General features: G+C 34.4%; 20 protein-coding genes and 2 pseudogenes. 20 read left to right on the top strand and 2 right to left on the bottom strand.

The genetic code is table 11. The features are described from left to right. The 20 genes and pseudogenes from ACP5QL_RS09130 to ACP5QL_RS09035 form a co-directional block, all read left to right on the top strand. Positions 1-276 (top strand): annotated as a pseudogene (locus tag ACP5QL_RS09130) (glycosyl hydrolase); the annotation flags it as partial. Between the two features lie 2 nt (positions 277-278). Continuing rightward, on the top strand, positions 279-695 hold the full coding sequence (locus tag ACP5QL_RS09125) for a secondary thiamine-phosphate synthase enzyme YjbQ (RefSeq protein ID WP_272994894.1): 417 nt from the start codon (positions 279-281) through the stop codon (positions 693-695). Positions 696-707: 12 nt separating this feature from the next. Continuing rightward, complete coding sequence (locus ACP5QL_RS09120; protein ID WP_012582699.1) at positions 708-1,661, top strand: AEC family transporter; 954 nt, start codon at positions 708-710, stop codon at positions 1,659-1,661. Continuing rightward, positions 1,658-1,867 (top strand): ChbG/HpnK family deacetylase, encoded by a 210-nt coding sequence (locus ACP5QL_RS09115; protein ID WP_273334146.1) that lies wholly within the window; start codon positions 1,658-1,660, stop codon positions 1,865-1,867. Before ACP5QL_RS09120 ends, ACP5QL_RS09115 begins: the two co-directional genes overlap by 4 nt. Before the next feature lie 13 nt (positions 1,868-1,880). Continuing rightward, a complete protein-coding gene (locus ACP5QL_RS09110) occupies positions 1,881-2,180 on the top strand; it encodes a ChbG/HpnK family deacetylase (protein ID WP_273334148.1) in 300 nt (99 codons plus the stop codon). A 297-nt stretch (positions 2,181-2,477) separates the two neighbouring features. Further along, positions 2,478-2,915 (top strand): ABC transporter substrate-binding protein, encoded by a 438-nt coding sequence (locus tag ACP5QL_RS09105; RefSeq protein WP_272994896.1) that lies wholly within the window; start codon positions 2,478-2,480, stop codon positions 2,913-2,915. Beyond that, a complete protein-coding gene (locus ACP5QL_RS09100; protein WP_428127232.1) occupies positions 2,872-4,368 on the top strand; it encodes an ABC transporter substrate-binding protein in 1,497 nt (498 codons plus the stop codon). Before ACP5QL_RS09105 ends, ACP5QL_RS09100 begins: the two co-directional genes overlap by 44 nt. A 128-nt stretch (positions 4,369-4,496) precedes the next feature. Further along, the gene (locus tag ACP5QL_RS09095) at positions 4,497-4,697 is read left to right on the top strand and encodes a PLDc N-terminal domain-containing protein (RefSeq protein WP_012582701.1); all 201 of its coding nucleotides are present in this window, start codon (positions 4,497-4,499) and stop codon (positions 4,695-4,697) included. Position 4,698: 1 nt separating this feature from the next. Then, positions 4,699-5,595 (top strand): ABC transporter ATP-binding protein, encoded by an 897-nt coding sequence (locus ACP5QL_RS09090; RefSeq protein ID WP_272994901.1) that lies wholly within the window; start codon positions 4,699-4,701, stop codon positions 5,593-5,595. Next, positions 5,592-6,362, top strand: coding sequence for an ABC transporter permease subunit (locus tag ACP5QL_RS09085; RefSeq protein ID WP_012582703.1), 771 nt, complete (start codon positions 5,592-5,594; stop codon positions 6,360-6,362). The genes ACP5QL_RS09090 and ACP5QL_RS09085 overlap by 4 nt, the downstream gene beginning before the upstream one ends. A 4-nt stretch (positions 6,363-6,366) precedes the next feature. After that, positions 6,367-7,536: a glycosyltransferase family 4 protein gene (locus ACP5QL_RS09080; RefSeq protein WP_272994904.1), complete on the top strand. Its 1,170-nt coding sequence runs from the start codon at positions 6,367-6,369 to the stop codon at positions 7,534-7,536. Between the two features lie 278 nt (positions 7,537-7,814). Then, on the top strand, positions 7,815-8,153 hold the full coding sequence (locus tag ACP5QL_RS09075; RefSeq protein ID WP_428127227.1) for a hypothetical protein: 339 nt from the start codon (positions 7,815-7,817) through the stop codon (positions 8,151-8,153). Further along, positions 8,062-8,826 (top strand): tripartite tricarboxylate transporter substrate binding protein, encoded by a 765-nt coding sequence (locus ACP5QL_RS09070; protein WP_428127224.1) that lies wholly within the window; start codon positions 8,062-8,064, stop codon positions 8,824-8,826. Before ACP5QL_RS09075 ends, ACP5QL_RS09070 begins: the two co-directional genes overlap by 92 nt. A gap of 63 nt (positions 8,827-8,889) precedes the next feature. Further along, positions 8,890-9,342 (top strand): tripartite tricarboxylate transporter TctB family protein, encoded by a 453-nt coding sequence (locus tag ACP5QL_RS09065; RefSeq protein WP_012582706.1) that lies wholly within the window; start codon positions 8,890-8,892, stop codon positions 9,340-9,342. Positions 9,343-9,361: 19 nt separating this feature from the next. Then, a complete protein-coding gene (locus tag ACP5QL_RS09060; protein ID WP_428127219.1) occupies positions 9,362-9,733 on the top strand; it encodes a tripartite tricarboxylate transporter permease in 372 nt (123 codons plus the stop codon). An 18-nt stretch (positions 9,734-9,751) separates the two neighbouring features. Then, positions 9,752-10,855 carry a M24 family metallopeptidase gene (locus ACP5QL_RS09055; RefSeq protein WP_273334156.1) on the top strand — a complete coding sequence of 368 codons (1,104 nt, stop codon included), beginning with the start codon at positions 9,752-9,754 and terminating at the stop codon, positions 10,853-10,855. Positions 10,856-10,867: 12 nt separating this feature from the next. Continuing rightward, positions 10,868-12,049, top strand: a complete 1,182-nt coding sequence (locus ACP5QL_RS09050; RefSeq protein ID WP_273334158.1) for a Gfo/Idh/MocA family protein — start codon at positions 10,868-10,870, stop codon at positions 12,047-12,049. Positions 12,050-12,103: 54 nt separating this feature from the next. Then, positions 12,104-13,081 carry a TRAP transporter substrate-binding protein gene (locus ACP5QL_RS09045; protein ID WP_428127213.1) on the top strand — a complete coding sequence of 326 codons (978 nt, stop codon included), beginning with the start codon at positions 12,104-12,106 and terminating at the stop codon, positions 13,079-13,081. A 159-nt stretch (positions 13,082-13,240) separates the two neighbouring features. Beyond that, positions 13,241-13,393 carry a hypothetical protein gene (locus ACP5QL_RS09040; protein WP_012582711.1) on the top strand — a complete coding sequence of 51 codons (153 nt, stop codon included), beginning with the start codon at positions 13,241-13,243 and terminating at the stop codon, positions 13,391-13,393. Positions 13,394-13,602: 209 nt separating this feature from the next. Next, positions 13,603-15,171, top strand: a complete 1,569-nt coding sequence (locus ACP5QL_RS09035) for an FMN-binding glutamate synthase family protein (RefSeq protein WP_428127209.1) — start codon at positions 13,603-13,605, stop codon at positions 15,169-15,171. Positions 15,172-15,218: 47 nt separating this feature from the next. Here the strand turns inward: ACP5QL_RS09035 and ACP5QL_RS09030 are convergent, their stop codons facing one another. After that, on the bottom strand, positions 15,219-16,040 hold the full coding sequence (locus tag ACP5QL_RS09030) for a hypothetical protein (RefSeq protein WP_428127204.1): 822 nt from the start codon (positions 16,038-16,040) through the stop codon (positions 15,219-15,221). Positions 16,041-16,216: 176 nt separating this feature from the next. Beyond that, positions 16,217-16,627: pseudogene (locus ACP5QL_RS09025) on the bottom strand (carbohydrate ABC transporter permease); the annotation flags it as partial.

Below are 16,627 nucleotides of genomic sequence, written 5' to 3'. Positions count from 1 at the left end.
AAGATAAAGAGAACTTACCATATTAATTCTACTATTGGGGATATTATGAGGGACCCTATAGCATGGGAGAAGTTTAAAAATTTTATGTCTGAACTTGAAAAAAGATTTTCTATACCTTCTTATATTGATTTTATGAAACGTCCAGAAAGATATATAAGAAACGACTGTTTAAGAAGAATGCTTTTTTATTACGTAAGACAGGGAGCAGACATGGAAGAAGTTGAAAGAATGTTTTATAAATTTATAGAGGAACTGAATACTGGAGGTGATAATTAAAAATGAAATCTTACAGAAAGGAACTTTGGTTTGAGCTTCCTACAAGAAGGGGATTTGTGAATATAACGGATACTCTTCAAAGGTGTGTAGAGGAGAGTGGCATAAAAGAGGGACTTTTGCTTTGTAATGCCATGCATATTACCGCCAGCGTCTTTATAAATGATGATGAACCAGGACTTTTAAAGGATTTTGAGATATGGCTTGAAAAACTTGCTCCCGAAAAACCCTATAATCAATATTATCACAATGTGGGAGAGAATAATGCGGATGCCCATTTAAAAAGAACCATAATGGGAAGAGAAGTGGTGATTGCAATAACTAATGGTAAGCTTGATCTTGGTCCTTGGGAACAGGTGTTTTACGGAGAGTTTGATGGTAGGAGAAGGAAAAGGGTCCTTGTGAAGATAATAGGTGAGTAGGAGGAGGAGAATATGTTTTTAACAGTATTTAGTAAGTTTTTGCCGGTATTTTTGCTTTTTCTTCTTGGAAATCTTTTTAGGATAAAAAGCTATGTGAGTGAGAATGCTGTATCGGAACTGAAAAAATTGGTAGTGAATGTTTTTCTTCCTTCCCTCTTGTTTTTATCCTTTTCTCGCACAGGAATTGAGCCCAAACATCTAATAATTGTTGTAATTATGTTTTTAGTTTGCACTATTTTGCTTTTTATTGGAAGGTTTTTTCAAAAGCTTTTAAAAGTTGACTCTAAGTATTTCTATCTTCTTTTTACAGGTTTTGAGGCTGGAATGTTGGGATATTCTTTATTTACTGTTTTTTACGGGACGGAAAATGTATTTAAGTTTGCCATTATTGATTTGGGACAAGTCACCTTTGTCTTCTTTGTTCTTGTAGGGATTCTTTTAAGTATAAAAGAGGGTAGAAGATCTTGGAATTTTAAGAGCATGCTTTACTCCTTCCTTAAGACTCCAGTAATAATTGCTATTTTTCTTGGAATAATATTTCAAAAAACAAAACTTATTGATATTTTTATGAAGAATATTCTTCTTTCTTCCATATTAGAAACTATTGAGATGCTTTCGGTAATGACTGTGCCATTTATATCTTTAATTATAGGGTACGAATTAAAGTTTCAAAAAGAAAATCTTTCTCTTTCCTTTAAAGTAGTTATTTTGAGAAACGTGGTTCTCATAGTTTTGGGGTTTTTAATCAATTACATTGTAATAAATAAAATGTTAGGTCTTGATAATATATTCCAAAGAGCTTTAATAACCATGTTTCTCCTTCCCCCTCCCTTTATTATTCCTCTATATATAAGGGATGAAGATAGAGAAGATAAAGTTTTTATTTCAAATACTCTTGCTTTGAGCACCCTTTTTACTATGTTAATTTTCCTTTTAATGAACATATTAGGAGGAGTAACGTTATGAAAAAATTTTTAATTATTAACGCGGATGATTTTGGAATGTGTCATTCTATGAATAAGGCTATAATGGATCTTTTTGATATGGACCTTATTTCTTCGGCATCTCTAATGATTACGTGCCCATGGGTAATAGAAGCTGTTGATTTTTGTAAATATAAAAAAGTAGATATCGGCTTACATCTTACCTTTACTAGTGAGTGGAAAAATTAAGTGGGGGCCTGTTGTGAAGGGTAAAGTTAAGCTTTCAATAACTGATACATATGGGCATTTTTTTGAAACGGTGGAGGAATTGGAAAAGAGGGCTGAGGAAGGCGATATAGAGGATGAGATTAAAGCTCAAATAGAGCTTGCTTTTAAGTATGGATTAGCTGTGTCCCATATAGACAATCATATGGGAAGCCTTTATGGCTTTTATGGAAGAACTTTTCTTCCTTTAGTGTTCAAGTATTGTAAGAAGTATAATCTTCCCTTTAGACTTCCAAGATATTTAAAGGATAATTTTCCAGATTTCTTATCCCTTTGAGGAGATAAACGGGGAAGATCAGGAATTTCGGAGTTATATATTCACCCATCTATAGAAAGCGAGGAAATAAAAGCTATAACTCCTCATTGGAAAAAAGCGAGTTTGGGAATATAGAGTATTTCAAGAAGACAAAGTTCAAGAAGTAATAAGAAACGAAGGGATTTTAGTAACTTCTTGGGGGATTTTAAGAAAGTAATTGTTATTTTTTTTGGCTTGACAAAAAATTATAAATGAATAAAAATTTGTTTAGGCAAACGTTTATATTAGCGTTTGCAAAATTAAAAAGGGGGGCTGGTTATGAGGTCAAATTATCCTAAATTACTTATCAGTCTTTTGATCCTTATAGTTCTTCTTGGGAATACTTTTTCTGCACCGAAATATAACGAAGCACCAGTTCTTGCTCAACTTGTAAAAGAAGGCAAGCTTCCTCCTATAGAGGAAAGACTTCCTAAAAACCCTGTGGTTTTGAAGCCTTATGAAGAAATTGGTAAATATGGGGGGACTTGGAGGAGGGCTTGGCTTGGAGCCGGAGATAGATGGGGGATTGCAAGAATATCTATTGCTGCATGTAATCTTTTAAGGTTTAGCTCTGATGGTAAAAAGATTCTTCCATGGCTCGTAGATAAGTACACAGTTTCAAAGGATGGTAGAATATATACCTTCCATATACGTGAAGGGATTAAATGGTCCGATGGACAACCTTTTACTTCAGATGATCAAAGATTTAACTCCTAATATGCCCGCTCAATTTGTGGGTTCTGATGGAAAGTCTATTGCAAAATTTGAGAAGATTGATACTTATACTTTTAGGATAATCTTTCCTGAACCTAAACCACTCTTTATTTATGATATACCTGCGCAGGGTTGGTATATAGATAATACTCAGGGATCTCTCTCATATTATGCTCCAAAGCATTATTTGATGCAATTCCATCCCAAGTATACCCCTATAGATAAGTTAGAGAAGATGGCAAAAGATGCAGGTTTTAATAAGTGGTATGAACTCTTTAAGTTCAAAGATGACTGGTTACAAAATCCTGACCTTCCCATAACTGCCCCATGGAAAGTTGTGAGCAAGAGTCCCAACGAACCTGTATTTGTAATGGAAAGAAACCCATACTACTTTGTAGTGGATCCTGAAGGAAATCAACTTCCATATATTGACAGGATAGTCCACTATTTAGTAAGCGATGCAGAAATGATCAATATGAAGGCGGTGGCGGGAGAAATTGATTGTCAAGATAGACATATGAGGGTTTCTAATTATTCTCTATTTATGGAAAATGCTCAAAAAGGAAATTACAGAGTTTTAAAGTGGGCATCCGCAGTTGGGGCTGATCCTGCCATATATCTCAACCAAAATGTAAAAGATCCTGTTAAGAGACAACTTTTCCAGGATGTAAGGTTTAGACAAGCATTATCTCTTGCCATAAATAGAGATGAAATAAACAAGATACTGTATATGGGACTTGGAACTCCAATGCAAGCTGCAATACCCAAAGGTGCTGCTTATTATGATCCATACTGGGAGAAGGCATATGCTCAATATGATCCAGGAAGAGCGAAGATATTACTTGATGCTATGGGACTCAAAGTAGGAAAAGATGGGTTTAGGCTTGGACCTGATGGCAAACCTATCGAGCTAATTGTCAGTTTTACTACCTATCCTGGAAATGCTAATATGAGTATTATGGAGCTTATCAAAAGTTATTGGGAGAAAATAGGAATTAAGACCATAATTAAGCAAATAGATAGAAGTTTGTACGTAACTAACTGTAATTCGGGAGATATTGAGATTGGTATATGGGTAATGGACAGATGCTCTAACTTTATCTTAAGCCCTGGAAGAATTTTAGGAACCATAACCGATGGTCCATGGGCTCCTCTTTATGCAAGATGGTACTGGACAAAAGGTAAAGAAGGAGAGGAACCTACAGGAGATATAAGAAAACTTTATGAGTTATGGGATCAAGTCAATCAAACTACCGATACAGTAAAAAGAGATGCACTTATTAGACAAATTGTTGCTCTTCATAGAAAGAATATATGGATTATAGGTACTGTGGGTGCTCTACCGTCCCTTTGTATAGTAAAGAATAATTTCAGAAATGTCCCTGAATATCTAATAAGTGATGCGCCACTTTTCACTCCTTTGAATGCATTCCCAGAACAATTCTTTATAAAGTAAGCTAAACTGAAACATAGAATTTTAAAGGGGAGGGAGAATGTTCTCTCCCCTTTTTAATTTTATTTAATATTTTAAAGCCTCCTTTGGTATAATACATTTGAATTATTAATTGGAAGGAGAGATAATTAATGGAAGCATTGAGACAGAATTTTCCGTTGCTTTTGCCTCTTTTTGTTGTTCAATTAATTTTTCAAATAACAGCTATCGTTGATATTTTTAAAAGAAGTAAAGAAGAAATCAGATGGGAAAACAAAATAATATGGCTTATAATTATTCTTGTCTTTGGGTTTTTAGGGCCTGTTATTTATTTTATTTTTGGAAGAAAGTAGTATGAATGTAATAGAGACGCATAATCTGTACAAATATTATGGAATTAAAAAGGTGTTAGATGATTTAAACTTAGAGGTCCCTGAGGGAGTTATTTTTGGTTATTTGGGGCCTAATGGAGCGGGAAAGACAACTACCATAAGGATTCTTTTAAATCTTGCAAAACCTACAAAAGGCAGTGTTTTGGTTTTAGGAGAAAATATATCAAAAAGTAGAAAATATTTAAGAAGGATAGGTTATCTTCCTGACGTACCCAATTTTTATAACTATTTTACTGCTAAGGAATATTTAGAAGTTCTATCTGAAATAATAGGCGTGGATAAAAAAAGAGTAGAAGAAGTTCTGGAGATAGTTGGTCTTAAGAATGAAAAGAAAAGAATTGGGGCTTTTTCAAGAGGTATGAAACAGAGGCTTGGAATTGCTCAAGCTTTGCTTCCAGATCCAAAGCTTCTTATTTTGGATGAACCAACTTCGTCCTTAGATCCTCAAGGAAGAAAAGAGATCCTGGATTTGATTTTGTCTTTGAGAGGAGAAAAGACAGTGTTTTTCTCAACCCATATTCTTTCTGATGTAGAGAGAATATGTGATAGGGTTGGGATTTTGAGAGAAGGGAGACTTTTGTTAAATGATACCTTAGATAATATTAAGAAAAAACTTTCTAGAAGAATTGTGAAATTAAAAGTTGATGATCCCTTAAGAATGATGGAAAGAGTAAAGAAAGAGGATTTTGTGGAGGAAGTTTTGATTAAAAATCAGAATTCTTTAATAATAAAGGTGAAAGATCTTCAAAGGGCGGGAAAGAAGATTCCTGAAATTATTGTGCAAGAGAATTTATCTATTATGCATTTTGAAGTTTCAGAGCCAACTCTTGAGGATATATTTTTTGAGGTGATCTCATGATCCTGAAATTAATGAAAAAAGAATGGAAAGAACTTGTTAAAACTGGTAAAATATATGTGCTTCTTTTTGTTTTTCTTTTCTTCTCCATAGGAAGTCCTGTGATTGCAAAGTTTACTCCCGATATAATAAAAAGTCTTGCATCAGGCTCAGAGATGCAAGGAATTATTATTCACCTTCCACCTCCTACTTGGAAGGATGCTTTATTGCAATTTTTTAAAAATCTAAATCAAATAGTCTTTATCGTGATTGTAATAGTTTTTATAGGGAGTATTTCGGAAGAGAAAAACAGGGGAACAGCAAGCATATTACTCTCTTTTGGGGTTGAAAGAAAAAAATGGCTACTTTCAAAGTTTTTGTTTCAACTTTTTGTAACTTTTATTTTTGTTCTATTCTCCTATATCCTTTGCGCCTATTATACTTATTTTCTTTTTAAAGAGATTTCTATATATAGTTCCCTTTTCGCAACTCTTCTTTATTTAATATATGTTTTCTTTGTTCTATCTTTATTAATTTTTTCTAGTTCTCTTGGAAAAAATACTATTCAATCTGCAGGAATATTCTTTGCTATTTTTATAATTTTTAACCTTATTTCCATTTTTCCTAATTTAAATGAGTATAATCCTATGAGCCTTTCCTCTTTTGAAAATCAATGGATCCTAAAGGGAGTATTATGGAAAGATGCTATTAAAAATATAATCTTTACCCTTATTTATTCTTTTATTTTACTCTTTTTAAGTATTATTCATTTTGAGAATGAGGAGTTATAAAGGAATGATTGTGGGACTTTTTAATGACTCCTTTCCTCCTATAATGGATGGTGTAGCTATTGCAGTGAAAAATTACGCTTATTATATAAACAAAAAATATGGAAAAGCCTATGTTATAACTCCCTCTTTCCCAGGATATAAAGATAAGGAAGAATACGAAGTAATAAGGTATTTTTCTATTCCAGTTATTTTAAGGCCTCCCTATAGGTTCGGTGTACCTTTTTTAGACATTAAAGTAGTGAAAAAAATAGAGAGTATTCCCTTTGATATTATTCATGTGCATTCACCCTTTTCTTCAGGCATTTTAGGACTTTATATCGCAAGGAAGAAGAAAATTCCAATTGTGGCTTCTTTTCATACGAAATATTATGATGATTTTAAGGAGGCCACAAAGTCAGATTTCCTGGCAAAAATTGGGGTGAAGATAATAGTGGAATTTTATCATAGGGTTGATGAGGTCTGGACTGTAAATTCTGCAACTGCAAAAACTTTAAAAGAGTATGGGTTTAAGAAGGATGTAAAGATAGTTCCCAATGGCACGGACTTTTTTCCTCTTGAGAATTTGGGAGATTACAAGAATAAGATAAATAGGATTCATAATTTATCAGAAGAGGATACAGTTATTCTCTTTGTAGGACAAATGGTAAGGCAAAAAAATGTAGAACTACTTTTGAGATCCTTAAGTATTTTGAAAGAAGATAATGTTAATTTTAAAGCCATATTTGTTGGAACGGGGAAAGATGAGGACTATTTTAAAAGGCTTGCCGAAGAGCTAAAAATAAAGGACAAAGTCATTTTTACAGGAAAGATTTTTGATAGGGAACTTTTAAAGGCGTACTATGCAAGAGCTAATCTTTTGGCTTTTCCTTCTTTATATGATACCTCTGCTCTTGTGATAAAAGAGGCTTCTGCTATGGGATGTCCATCTCTCCTTATAAAAGGATCGACAGTAGCAGAAGGTGAAGGAGTAATAGATGGTTTTAATGGCTTTCTTTCAGAAAATGATCATATCACCTATGCAAGAAAGATGAAAGAGATATTATCTCAAAAGGAGTTTTTAAAAAAAGTTGGGGAGAATGCAAGAAAAACTCTTTATAAGCATTGGGAAGAAATAGTAGATGAAGTAGTTGGAAATTACAGAGAATTGATAGAAAAGTATAAAAAGGAATACTAATTTTTAAACTCTAATTAAAAATTTGGTTTTAATTTATTTTTAGAGAAGTAAACCTGGGTTGTTATTGTTAAACTTTCCCTTTTAAATTTCTTTTAAAAAAATCACTTGTCAATTTTATTATTTTTTGCTATAAAAAAAGTGTAGATTTTAAGTTTACAATAAAAAGATTTTTAATATCAAAATAAAAACGATATTTGAGAAATAAAGCACGAGACAAATTTTTACAGTAAAAGAAAAATTAAAAAATTAAATTATTAAATGGGGGTGAGAAAAAAATTATGACTTTTAAAAATTTCTTTGTGAAAGGGGGAAGAATGGTGTTTTCTAAAAGACTATTTATCGTTTTAGCTTTGTTATTAATTCTATTAATTACCATTGGAAGTGGAGTGGATTTTCCTACAAGGCCGGTACAGATAATTGTTCCTTGGTCAGCTGGTGGTGCAACAGATGTTCTTTTTAGAGCTATTGCCTCAGTATTTCTTAAATATGCCAATGGACAACCTTTAGTAGTGAATAACATTCCTGGTGGTGGTGCTGTTCCTGGTATTATGGAGTTCCTTAAGGGCAAAGCCCGATGGCTATACTCTTCTTTCCTTTGCAGCTCCTATTTTAATTAATTCCCATATGGATCCTGTAGAATTTAGTGCTGATTCTTTTGAACCTGTAATCATTATTGTAAACGATCCTTGTTATATTCTTGTTAGAAAAGATGCTCCTTGGAAGGATTTAAGAGAGTATGTGGAATATGCTAAACAGAATCCTGGAAAGATCACTATTGGTAATGGTGGTGCTGGAGGAGGAACCCATCTTGCTGCTCTTGCCTTTGAGAGTTTTGCAAAGATAAAGCTTACTCATGTGCCCTTTGAAGGAGGAGGACCTGCAGTTACTGCTCTTGTAGGTGGGCATATTAATTCCTACATGGGTGCTGCACCTGAAGGTCTTGCTAATGTGGATTCTGGACAACTTAGGATTTTGGGAGTTTTTGGTTCTAAACGTCTTGATAAATATCCCGACGTTCCTACAGCAAAAGAGCAAGGATTTAATTTCCAATTTGGTATGTGGAGAGGAGTTGCAGGACAAAGAGGTACACCGAAGGAGATTGTGGATAGGCTACATACCATATTCTATAGGGCTATGAGAGATCCCGAATTTCAAAAGAAGGCAAGAGAACTATCTTTAACATTAGACTATAAAGGTCCAGCTTCCTTTGCTAAATTTATTAAGGATTATGACAAATACTATGAAAATCTTATAAAGAGTAATAAGTTAGGAAATAAATATAAGTATTAGAGTATTCTCCCCCTACTTTAAAGTGGGGGGAGATTTTATTTTTAGCGTGGGAGGGAAGGGTTGATGAGATTAAGATTTAGTTGGGATACTGGTATAGGGATAGGTATAGTACTTTTTGGTTTCTTTATATTGATTAATGCCTTAAATATGCCTAATATGCCTTTGGGACTTGGGCCTGGAGATTTTCCTGAGATTGTGAGTATTGGGCTTATTATTTGTGGGATTATTTTAGCTATACAAAGCATAAGGAAGATGGAAAAAACTAAAAAGATGTATTCTGCGAATTCTTTAAGGGATATTTTAATCCTCATATTTCTCTCTCTTTTGTATGTGTATCTTGTAAGCTATCTTGGTTTTTTATATCTCACTCCTTTTCTCATGTTTGCTACCATGTATCTTTTTGGGTATAGAAAAATACCTTATGCAATTGTCATAAGCATCATTTTTACCCTTTTGGTTTATTACGTTTTCTACGGAATATTTAAGGTTCCTCTTCCTCAATTTTCTTTATTCTAAGGGTAGAGGAGAGAGAAAGATGATAAATTATTGGATAGAAGGAGCAATAGAAGGTGTTGCTGTAGTAGAATGTGCAAATAACGCAGTTACAGGAGGTGCCCTAGTACCAACTTTAGCCTTAGGAGTTCCTGGAGATGTGGTTACAGCGGTAATGCTTGGTGCTATGATACTTATTGGGGTACGACCTGGACCTCTTTTATTTCAGGCAACTCCTCTTATCCTTGGAGTTATTCTTGGACCTATGGCAGAGCAAAATTTGAATAGGGCATTAATCCTTTCAGGAAATGACTATACCGTTATGTTCAAAAGTCCTATATCTTTGACCTTGTTAGTTCTTGCAATTTTATCAATTGTTTTGGGAGTTATCTCTGGAAGAAGAGAAAGTAAATAATGGGAGGAGTATGGAGAAATGGAAAGGAAAGAGGAGGTAAAAATTAAATTAGAGAAAGTAAGAAATTTTCTAAGGGAAAATGATCTTTATGCAGTGCTCATAAAAAAACAACCAAATTTTTCATGGATTACCGCAGGCGGAGTAAATTTTGTTGGTATGGCAACGGAGATGGGAGTAACGTCGGTTTTGATCACAGAAAAAGATCAATTTGTCATTGCTAATAAGATTGAAGCGAGAAGGATGAAAGATGAAGAGGTAGAAGACATGTTTGAGGTGTTGGAATATGAATGGTATGAAGACAAAGAAATGGAAATAGTTAGGACAATTGTTGGAAATGGTAAAGTTGGGTGTGATGTGTTACTTCCTGACATCCAGTTTGTGGATAATACCTTTAAAAAACTGAGATATGAGCTAACAGAAGGTGAGATTGAAAGGTATTTATATCTTGGAGAGAAACTTTCAAGAATCGTAGAAGAAGTGCTTATGTATGAAACAAAACCAGGAGAGACAGAAATTGAAGTAGCAGGTAAGATTTCAGCAAAACTTTGGAAAGAGGGGATTGAGCCAACAGCATTTATGATTGCTTCTGATGATAGGATAAGAAATTATAGGCATCCCATATCTAAGAATAAAAAAATTGAGAAAGTAGTAATGGCTTCGGTGAATGCAAGATATAAAGGGTTAATAGCTACTATGACCAGGATGGCTCATTTTGGAAAGATTCCCGAAACCTTAAAAAAGCAATACAAAGACAATGTGGAGATTGAGTGCATTATGATAGCAAAGACGAAAATTGGTGAAGAGATGAGGGTTCCAGTGCTTTCTGCTATAGAGGAGTACGAGAAGAGGGGATATAAGGATGAGTGGAAGTTGCATCACCAAGGGGGATCTATGGGGTATTATCCCAGGGATATAAGGGTAACTCCCACAACTACGGAAAAGATTTATAGGAATCAGGCTTTTTGCTGGAATCCGTCAATAACTGGCACGAAATCGGAAGATGGATTTATTACAACAGAAAAGGGTCCAATTATGATTACAAAACCTGTGATTTTTCCAACCTTGAAGATAGAGGTAGAAGGGATTACTTTTATAAAGCCTGATATGTTAGAGGTGCTATAGGGAGGGATTTTTATGGACAAAGTAAGGGTTGGACTTGTAGGGGCAGGTTTCATAGCAAGGATTCATATGTCAGCATACAAAGAGATTTCTCCATATGTAGATATAGTGGGGGTTTGTTCTGGGAGAAGAGAGAATGCAGAGAGATTTGCAAAAGAGTATGGAATTCCAAAGGTTTTTGATAACTATGAAGAACTTTGTGCATCTTTTGATGTTGATGTGGTGGATGTATGTACTCCTACTAATCTTCATGACGAAGTTATTATTTGTGCTGCTAAAAATAAAAAGCATGTAATGTGTGAGAAGCCTCTTACAGGCTATTTTGGAGAGGATACCGACAAGGAACTTGTAGGAATAGAAGTGCCTAAAAGTTTTATGTATAAAAAGGTTTTGGAGAAGATAGAAAAGATTGAAAAAGTAATAAAAGAAAATAGGGTTAAGTTTATGTACGGAGAGAATTTGGTGTACGCTCCTTCGATTGAAAAAATGAAGAGAATGATTTTAGCATCTTCTTCTCCTATTCTGGAGATCAGAGCGGAGTGTAGCCATTCTGGATCTCATGCCAGTTATGCTAAAAAATGGAGGACTTCTGGTGGGGGGAGCTTGATGAGGCTTGGCTCTCATCCTGTGGCTGTGGTACTTCACTTAAAGCACTATGAGGGATTGATTAAAGATGGAAAACCCATAAGAGCAAAAGCAGTGTGGGGCGAGGTTGGGAATTTAACAAAGATAGATAAATTTTTGAAGGAAGAGAAGCATTATGTGGCAACCTCTTGGGAGGATGTGGAAGATTGGTCCGTTATTGTTATTGATTTTGAAGATGGAACAAAGGGCATAATTTTTTCCAATGATATTAGCCTTGGGGGATTAAAAAATTGGGTGCAAGTAAGTCTTTCTTCAGGCATGATTTATGCCAATATAAATCCAAATAATATGATGGTGGCTTATACTCCTGAAGAATCTATTTGGAAAGAGGAGTATATAGCTGAAAAAATTGAGACAAAGGCAGGATGGAATTTTCCATCTCCTGACGATTTTTGGACTAGAGGATTTCCTCAAGAACTTAAGGATTTTATCCTTGCAGTGAGAGAAGATAGAGAACCTATATCTTCTTTCGATTTGGCAAAGGAAACAGCAAAAGTATTGTATGCTGGGTATTATTCCAGTGAAGAAGGGAGAAAAATTGAAATAGAGTAAAAAATGGGGAAGGGTAACTCCCTTCCCCGAAAAAAATAGATAGGGGGGTTCTGTATGAAAAAATATTTTACCTTATTAAGTCTTCTTTTGGTAGTTCTTTTTATCTCTTCCCTCTCTGCTCAGAGCACTATACTTATAAAAGCCACATCGCCATTCCCAGAAGGGCATATAATAACTCAGACCATGGTGGAGTTCAAAAACATAATTGAAAAGGAGACGCAAGGAAGGATCAAATTTGAACTTTCTATTGCAAAGGACACAGAGGAGCAGGCCAACGAAAGATGTTCTAAGGGAGAGGTAGATATGCAATTTACAGGAGGGAGAGCTATAGAGGTATTTGCACCTCAATATTTCTTTATTAATGCACCCTTTGTCTTAAAGGATTACGAACATTTCTTTAGAATAATGAAAGGACCAATTGGGGAAAAGGCAAAAAGTGAGATTCTTAAAAATGGTAACATGTACACTCTTGGTTATCTTTATAGAGGATATAGGCAGATGACTTCTAATAAACCAATACTTGGATTAAAAGATCTTGAAGGGCTGAAACTTAGACTTCCAGTAGTCCCTACTTGGATTAAGGTTTGGGAAACTCTTGGGGTAAAGGCGGTTCCTGTTCCTTTAACTGGATTATATCAGGCTCTAAAAGATGGCACTGCTGAAGCATCAGAGGGAGATTTAACTCAGATTTCGGGATATAAACTTTATGAGGTGCAAAAGTATTTAATCATCACAAATCACCTTGTTTCCTTTGGTTGGGTGCACATGTATAAACCAACCTTTGATAAACTCTCTAAGGCAGATCAAGAATTGTTTATGAAGACTGCTGAAAAAGTGTGTAATACAGCAACAATGAGGCTTCTTGCAAGTGAAAATGATATTTTAAGACTACTTATGGAAAATGGTATGACTGTTATATATTTAGATGCTAAAACCATGGCCCAGATAAGAGATGAGGCAAAACCAGCTGTAGAGGAGCTTTTCAGAACTACATGGCCTGTTACTACATGGGAAGAGGTTCTTAAGCAATAAACCAAACATCATAGGAGGGAAAGGGGTTAATCCTCTTTCCCTCTTTTTTAAAATTAAAATTCACACCTTTTTAATATAAATTTAACTGATTCTTAAATCTTTATTAACACAGGTTAGTTATAATTTGTATTGAAATAAGTGAAAAAGGAGGGATGCAGAATGAAGATAAGACTTGAGAGAGTTAAAATAGATCAGTCAAAAATTAAGCAGATTAGAGTAAATACTAATAGGGTTGAGGAGATTAATCTTAAGGCAGAGTCGGTAGTAAAAGATTCTCCTATAATAGAGTATTTGAGAACTAAAACTTTCTAAACTGAAGTAAATTTTCTAAATAGTAAAAATTTCGTAAAGAGGAGACTTATAAGTCTCCTCTTTAATTTTTTAAACATCTAAAGGAAATATCCTTCCTTTGTACTTCAAAAAAACCACATAAAATGTATGTTGACAGCAAAAATTTTTGATGTTATTTTTAGTTAAGTACTTAAGTTAAGATTTATATTAATTAATAGGAGGTGTGTTTAATGTCTTTCTCAAAACCTAATTTTTCAGAAGCTACTCTTACCCGTCTGCGTTTTAAAGATTATTCTCCTTTTAGTGGAATGTGTGTCACTTGTCTTGACGGATGTCCCGGTTATTGTGAAATAGCAAAATCTGGTGTTCGTGGTAGAGAGTATATTTATCCTAAACCCTATGGGAAAGTAACTTCAGCTTCCGAAAAGGATTATCCTATTGATTTTTCCCATTTTAACATCAATGGTACCTGTGTAGGAGCTTTGGGCGTGGAGCCGGATCCTGATAAGGCTATTTTTCCAGCTGTTGATATTGAGACGAGAATTGGAGATATTAAGTTAAGGGGACCTTGGTTTACCACAGGTCTTGGTTCTACCTTTATTGCAAGGGATAACTGGGAAGGAGTAGCTATTGGTTCTGCTTTATTTGGAACCATGGTTGGAGTAGGAGAAAATGTATGTGGTGTAGATCCTGATGCAGAGATTAAGAATGGAAAAGTAATAAGATCTCCTGAAATGGAGAGAAGAATTAAACTGTTTAAGGAATGGCAAAGGGATAATTATGGTGGGGTAATAGTTCAGGAAAATGTTGAGGACTCAAGACTTGGTACCCTGGAATATGTAATTGAAAAACTTGGAATTGAGTTTGTAGAGATAAAGTGGGGACAAGGTGCAAAGGATATAGGAGGAGAGATAAAACTTTCCGATATAAAGAGGACAAAACAATTAAAGGATAGAGGCTATATTGTATTTCCTGATCCAGACGATCCCGTAATTCAGGAGTTATATGAAAAAGGCGGAATTAAAGAATTTGAAAGGCATTCCAGACTTGGAATGGCATCAGTAGAAGGATTTGTTAAAAGAGCAGAGGAGTTAAGAAAAAGAGGAGCAAGATATATTTCTCTAAAAACAGGAGCATATAGACCAAAGGATCTTGCTCTTGCTCTAAGGGCTGCTTCTGAAGGAAAAGCTGATCTTCTAATCGTGGATGGTGCAGGTGGCGGAACAGGAATGAGTCCATGGAGAATGATGAATGAATGGGGAATTCCAACAGTTTACTTAGAAGCCTTAACATATAAATATGCTAAGATGCTTGCCGAAAAGGGTAAGCATGTACCAGCAATAGCTATTGCTGGTGGCTTTACTCTTGAGGATCATATCTTCAAAGGGCTTGCATTAGGAGCTCCATATGTGAAGCTTGTGGCTATGGGTAGATCAACTTTGACCGCAGCAATGGTTGGAAAGAATCTTGGTGAATGGATTAAGAAGGGTACTATACCTAAAGAATATGCCGAGTACGGTAATGATGTGGAAGAGATATTTGTAGCAGTGGCTGAGATGAAGAAGATGCTTGGAGATGACTGGAAGAAAGTTCCTCCTTCTGCTCTTGCAGTATATGGCTATTTTGACAGGCTTGCAGTAGGCTTGAAGCAATTTATGGCTGGTGCAAGAAAGTTCAAACTTGAATATATTTCAAGGAATGATATTGTAGCTTTAACTAAAGAAGCAGCAGAAGTAACAGGTATACCTTATGTGATGGATTTAGACCACGAAGAGAGCATGAAGATTTTGTTTGATTAATTATTAAGTTCTATTTAAAGGGGAGAGATTTTTCTCTCCCCTCTTTTTTATAAACCTAAGCCTATTCCAAAGGTAATTATTGATGATTCTTTTATAGTAATTGGTTTTGGCATTTTATCGGAAGACACATTAATCTTTAAATCCGTAGGACCTTCCAATATATAACTCATGTTCTTAATGGTGGCTCCAGGAAAATTAGAATAGCAGAGCTCTAAATAAAGACCTGACAATAGATAGTATTTAATACCTACAGAAAAGAAAAACATGTAATCTGTTTGTCCTTTAACCTTTAGTGGGGTTCCAGGTTCGTAAAAATACCCATTCCAATATAGTCCTGGATCTCCATACCAGGATGGTCTTAAGGTGTCTGCTACTGAATCAATCTCATAATAAACAGCTCCTAAAACTGTAAAAATACATAATTGGTTTGTAGCTTTTAAATTTAAGTATAACCCTCCTCCGTTTGCCATTAAGATACTATCAGTGCTAAATCCTGTTTCATTAAAAATATTGGTATAAAAATACCGTTGAGAATTACTGAAGCCTATACTAAGACTGTCAGTATAAAAGAAGGGTATCCTTATATTCAACGATAAGTAAGAGATTTTAGAAGAATTAGCATTTTGGTTAATATAGAAGGTATAGTCATCTCCAAAGACATCAATTACTGTAAAAGATGTATTTAAAGGATCATTATAAAGATAAGTATCTCCGTATATAGGTCTTTGAAAAGTTATATTACAACGATAGAGCCCTTCTAAAAAACTATCCCAATCAAATCCAAAACTTTTTGAAGAATATAAGGAAAAAAGTAGAAAAACAGCGATAATCACAATAGTTGTTTTTTTGAGTTTAAGAATATTCCTCATGAGATTTCACCCCTTAATGAAATATTTTTTGGAATTTATATTATTAATGGACAAGGTCAAAATAAGTCCTCTTATTTTTTTAAGAGAAGATGTTTTTAGAAGTTGTAAAACTTGGGTTTATAATGTATTATATTTTCTGTTATGCTGAGTGAGAGAGATTTGGAAATTAAAATTGAGAATGCTCTAAATAAAATTAAATTGAATGGATTTATAAGTCCCGGAAGGATATAAACAAGAAAATTATTCATGAGTCCAAGACCTCTTATTAAGAGGTATTCAGGGACTAAACCTCCACCTACATACATAGTTATGACAAAAAGAGTTGTGATTAATTTTCTTGCAAAAAAATCTCTTCTGCTTAAAACATAAGCTACAATGGCTGTAGAGAAAACTCCTATTATAATCCCTATTATGGTTCTCAAAGTAGATATTAATGCAGCTCTTCCTATACTCGGATAATTAAAAATTTCCTTGTAGTTGTCTAAGGTAAAAATTCTTGGGAAAATGGTAATTCCACCTTTTATAGTATCAAAAGGATCATTTAAAGATACTGCCAACACATATAGAAAAGGATACAGGGTAATTAT

The organism is Dictyoglomus sp., from assembly GCF_049968615.1.
GTDB classification, from domain to species: Bacteria; Dictyoglomota; Dictyoglomia; order Dictyoglomales; family Dictyoglomaceae; genus Dictyoglomus; species Dictyoglomus turgidum.
The sequence above is the reverse complement of the archived record's forward strand: the minus strand, read 5'-3'. Positions and strand labels throughout refer to the sequence as shown.

What these genes read in the sequence shown, in the direction of transcription:
- ACP5QL_RS09055 (WP_273334156.1), top strand. Translation starts at nt 9,752, where the DNA reads ATGGAAAGGAAAGAGGAGGTAAAAATTAAATTAGAGAAAGTAAGAAAT.
- ACP5QL_RS09090 (WP_272994901.1), top strand. Translation starts at nt 4,699, where the DNA reads ATGAATGTAATAGAGACGCATAATCTGTACAAATATTATGGAATTAAA.
- ACP5QL_RS09065 (WP_012582706.1), top strand. Translation starts at nt 8,890, where the DNA reads ATGAGATTAAGATTTAGTTGGGATACTGGTATAGGGATAGGTATAGTA.
- ACP5QL_RS09060 (WP_428127219.1), top strand. Translation starts at nt 9,362, where the DNA reads ATGATAAATTATTGGATAGAAGGAGCAATAGAAGGTGTTGCTGTAGTA.
- ACP5QL_RS09075 (WP_428127227.1), top strand. Translation starts at nt 7,815, where the DNA reads ATGACTTTTAAAAATTTCTTTGTGAAAGGGGGAAGAATGGTGTTTTCT.
- ACP5QL_RS09085 (WP_012582703.1), top strand. Translation starts at nt 5,592, where the DNA reads ATGATCCTGAAATTAATGAAAAAAGAATGGAAAGAACTTGTTAAAACT.
- ACP5QL_RS09045 (WP_428127213.1), top strand. Translation starts at nt 12,104, where the DNA reads ATGAAAAAATATTTTACCTTATTAAGTCTTCTTTTGGTAGTTCTTTTT.
- ACP5QL_RS09125 (WP_272994894.1), top strand. Translation starts at nt 279, where the DNA reads ATGAAATCTTACAGAAAGGAACTTTGGTTTGAGCTTCCTACAAGAAGG.
- ACP5QL_RS09120 (WP_012582699.1), top strand. Translation starts at nt 708, where the DNA reads ATGTTTTTAACAGTATTTAGTAAGTTTTTGCCGGTATTTTTGCTTTTT.
- ACP5QL_RS09035 (WP_428127209.1), top strand. Translation starts at nt 13,603, where the DNA reads ATGTCTTTCTCAAAACCTAATTTTTCAGAAGCTACTCTTACCCGTCTG.
- ACP5QL_RS09095 (WP_012582701.1), top strand. Translation starts at nt 4,497, where the DNA reads ATGGAAGCATTGAGACAGAATTTTCCGTTGCTTTTGCCTCTTTTTGTT.
- ACP5QL_RS09050 (WP_273334158.1), top strand. Translation starts at nt 10,868, where the DNA reads ATGGACAAAGTAAGGGTTGGACTTGTAGGGGCAGGTTTCATAGCAAGG.
- ACP5QL_RS09115 (WP_273334146.1), top strand. Translation starts at nt 1,658, where the DNA reads ATGAAAAAATTTTTAATTATTAACGCGGATGATTTTGGAATGTGTCAT.
- ACP5QL_RS09040 (WP_012582711.1), top strand. Translation starts at nt 13,241, where the DNA reads ATGAAGATAAGACTTGAGAGAGTTAAAATAGATCAGTCAAAAATTAAG.
- ACP5QL_RS09105 (WP_272994896.1), top strand. Translation starts at nt 2,478, where the DNA reads ATGAGGTCAAATTATCCTAAATTACTTATCAGTCTTTTGATCCTTATA.
- ACP5QL_RS09080 (WP_272994904.1), top strand. Translation starts at nt 6,367, where the DNA reads ATGATTGTGGGACTTTTTAATGACTCCTTTCCTCCTATAATGGATGGT.
- ACP5QL_RS09030 (WP_428127204.1), bottom strand. Translation starts at nt 16,040, where the DNA reads ATGAGGAATATTCTTAAACTCAAAAAAACAACTATTGTGATTATCGCT.
- ACP5QL_RS09100 (WP_428127232.1), top strand. Translation starts at nt 2,872, where the DNA reads ATGGACAACCTTTTACTTCAGATGATCAAAGATTTAACTCCTAATATG.